We start from the raw sequence: 3074 nt of genomic DNA on the forward strand, positions 1-3074 counted from the left end.
GCACTGGACCCACTCCGGACACGCTGCGGACGGTTGCGTCGGTTCAATTTTATAAAAATAAAAATGACTACATTACGCTGAACAGTGCAACGATGCCGGTGCCAATCAATCAAACCTGTGATTGGACTCTCAGTATGGCTGGTGACGGTGTTACGTCAAACCCGCAAGTGTTCTACTTCGAAGTAACCTTTCCCAGCGGCGTTGCTCCTCCCTCTTCCTTTGCTTCGGGCAGCGGCGCCAACAATCTGGCTCCTTGCATAAACGGTGGTGCCTGGACTGCGCCTGGGGATGGCTTTTTGGTGGGATACATAACAGGCAACTCTGGTATTACGCAGATGATCGCCAAGATCAAGGCGCCGACAGGGTCATCCGGAAATATCGCGGCCGCATCCGAGATCTATGGAACCGATGTCTATATGGGCAGCAATTCATTTTGCTTGCCGGTGTGTTCCAGCTCGGTGATCGAGGTGAGTTGGCAAGACTATCAAGGGGGCGGCAATACCGCCGGAGCGAATGCCGCTTTGTTCTGGCTGGGCTTTAACAATACCGTTTTTCAAGGTGGCTATACACCGCTATCAACTGGACTTGCTTATCAAGCGGCAAACGATTTGTTTGTCATCGGCAATGTAGCTTCTGCCGGACCAGCTGACGGAAACATGAAGATGTGGGGGAGCTTTGGCCCGTCACCGGAAGCGATGACGCAGTATGTTGGCTCCTCGGTGAACTGGGGAAAAAATCGTTGGCTGGCATACAACTCCTTTTTAATGCCAGTGCCCAAAGGCAATTGGTATCGCGTGGATCAGCAAGTAAGAGGCGGGAATCCCACACCTGGGGCAACGGCTTTTATGCTGCCCGTAATACCCCGCTAGTGATGCCTGGCTGGTGATGCTTATCCAGCCGTTCGTTCGCCCATCCGCTTATTCGCCCACGTCATCACTTTGGAGATTGCTTTGTTCAAACAACAAGATCCCTATTCCTTCACGCAGTACCTCTCTTTGTACCTGGACAAGACGCCGATCGGCATACTTTCACTCGAGTACACGGTAGCGCTATACAACGACGTTCTGGTATCAACAACCAGTTTCGTCAGCCAGCCAACAAATCAGCAGTTTCTTCTTACATGTACCCAACGTGTTTTGTTGAAAAACGTCTCAAATTCGAAAATGAATCCGGATCCGGTGAGTGATCCATCATTGGAACAATTCGAGGACTACCCTGCACTGGTTTCTTCGTCCGTGGAGGTCCGGGGAACGACAGAAGGCCTGACCCTCAATCTTCTGGATTACTCGCCGCAGACCGTGAATACGGCGGTTCAACAAAGTCAATCCCTGGCCGACACGAGCGGAAAAGCGACATCGGTTACTTCAACAACGGGGTCGTCATATTCGCAATCCACTACCTACGGAACTTCCGTCTCGGTGTCAGCCGCCAGCAGTGGCGACGGATCTGCCAGCTACGCGCGCGATCACAGCAGAACAACCACCTCTACATCGGATAAGTCGAACTCATCGGGGAGCGATGCCTCGGTGTCGAACGAGGCCTCCAATTCAGCATCAATGAGCATCAAAGACTGGGGATCCTATGCCGTCATTGACCCCAGCGCTGACTGTCCGACGTGGGTCTTCGGACAGGAATATCCGTGGAACGCCATCGAATGCCGTTATGCAATGTCCGGCAAAAACAACCCCAGCAACGACAATCAGGTTGAGATGTATATCTCGTCCACGATGCAGTCTCAACTGTATGACGGTTCGTTTCTATATCCGCCAAGTGAGTTGTCATATTTCGGGCTCAACTTTGTCATGAAGTCCCAATGGCGCGTCTATATTGACTATACGGCGTCGACCGAAATCATCGTCAATAGCCCTGTGGACTATTACTCAGCAAGTCATGCTCTGGAGGATGCCGGCCAGCCGGACGCCAATGGGGATGAAATCTACGTCCCAAAGGTATACATGGACTCCACTTCAAGAGCTTTGCAGGCCCTTGACGCATCAGGCGCCTACGTAACTCCCTCGGTGACGATTGACCTCAATGTCATGGGCTTGGATCCAATTGGAAAAAATAGCGACACTGCCATCGTCGGGTTTTTGCCAAATAAGTTCATCCCGCCGGTGACGCCTCCTTCACCAGCCTCCTCGGTGAAACTGCCCGCGGACTTCAAGATAATTTCATCCACCAATGATTTGATGGTTCTCGATACAGGGGATGAGTCTGGTTTTTCCGTATCGCAAACCAGCATCACCGCTGATTGGGATGCCGGCTCTCAAGAGCCGTACGAAATCACGCTTTATTTTAAAGTTCTGGATTGGGTGGATGAATACACGCTTTATATAAAACAATGGAAAACAAGTTCCACTGGGGTCATGCTTTCGTTCGTTTTCAATGGTGACGCAAGCAATGTAGTCACGAAGTATGTTGACGCATACGAGGGAGAAGGTGGCGAAGGTAATCTCCTGAAACTCGCACTTCGTGACCTTGACTTCTCGTCCATTGAATACCACGACTATCTGCAGCTTGGCCTGAATTCAGTAGCGATCGCGATGACACCCATGAGTCTGGATGGGTGTGGTTATCAGATCAGAGCGTTGTCCGTCCAAAAGAGTTAAGCGCCTTGAAAAACCCGCTACGAAAGATTTCCTGTGCCTAAAAGGAACCTGGAAGAGCTTCAGGATGGAGAGGCCCCTTACGGTGACATGCAGTCCTCCGAAGAGTTGGAGGGCGGAGAGGATCTATCCGGAGGTATGAGGCTCCGATCAGGGCGCTTGAAGGATCCGACGGCTCTGGTCAAAAAGAAATGGAGCGGTCGACGTGGAGATTTGCGGTATCCGGAGCAAAAAGTGCGTTCTCTGGTTGCTCGCAGGAATATGACCGATGCGGACACCGAGCGAATTGCTGATGCCACAATTCGGGGCCAAGCCGGTTCCCGATACTACATGCACCTTGCCAGACCTATCGGTACCCAGAACTTATCCCTGGAAGAATCACCGGTGCAGTCTAATAAAAAAGGAAAATTATCCTTAAAAAAGGTACCCAAAAAAGTGCATGCCAACCAGGTTTTTTCTCTCAAGAAC

General features: G+C 51.2%; 3 protein-coding genes. All 3 read left to right on the plus strand.

From position 1 onward, the window contains the following. Nucleotides 1–869 (plus strand): hypothetical protein (locus AC1D0P_RS23785; protein ID WP_477678998.1); only part of this gene is annotated, 869 nt, incomplete at its 5' end. 81 nt (nt 870–950) lie between these two features. After that, the gene (locus AC1D0P_RS23790; protein WP_477678999.1) at nt 951–2609 is read left to right on the plus strand and encodes a hypothetical protein; all 1659 of its coding nucleotides are present in this window, start codon (nt 951–953) and stop codon (nt 2607–2609) included. Nucleotides 2610–2765: 156 nt separating this feature from the next. Then, nucleotides 2766–3074: hypothetical protein (locus tag AC1D0P_RS23795; RefSeq protein WP_477679000.1), on the plus strand; the 309-nt coding region annotated here is incomplete at its 3' end.

Source organism: Polaromonas sp. P1_G2 (assembly GCF_056405515.1).